General features: G+C 52.8%; 1 protein-coding gene and 1 pseudogene. Both read left to right on the forward strand.

Going from position 1 to position 373, the window contains the following annotated elements; all coding sequences use genetic code 11:
* The coding region (locus BFF42_RS21265) for an IS1 family transposase (RefSeq protein ID WP_000618533.1) at positions 1-83 on the forward strand (83 nt) is incomplete at its 5' end.
* Between the two features lie 16 nt (positions 84-99).
* A pseudogene (locus tag BFF42_RS21270) lies at positions 100-279 on the forward strand (CDP-alcohol phosphatidyltransferase family protein); the annotation flags it as partial.
* Between the last annotated feature and the right edge of the window lie 94 nt (positions 280-373).

Consider the following 373-nt stretch of genomic DNA (forward strand, 5'->3'; position numbering starts at 1 on the left):
GGAAGTCACTGTCGTTCTCAAAATCGGTGGAGCTGCATGACAAGGTCATCGGGCATTATCTGAACATAAAACACTATCAGTAAGTTGGAGTCATTACCACCGGGCATTACGCCAGATGGTTTAACATTAGTGGGATTTGCCATCGGCGTGCTGGCTCTGCCGTTTCTGGCGCTGGGCTGGTATCTGGCGGCGCTAGTCGTCATTTTGTTGAACAGGCTGCTTGATGGTCTGGACGGTGCGCTGGCGCGGCGCAGAGAGCTTACCGACGCGGGCGGCTGGTGATGCTGCCAACTTACTGATTTAGTGTATGATGGTGTTTTTGAGGTGCTCCAGTGGCTTCTGTTTCTATCAGCTGTCCCTCCTGTTCAGCTAC

The organism is Shigella sp. FC1661 (assembly GCF_001712525.1).
Taxonomy (GTDB): Bacteria; Pseudomonadota; Gammaproteobacteria; order Enterobacterales; family Enterobacteriaceae; genus Escherichia; species Escherichia coli.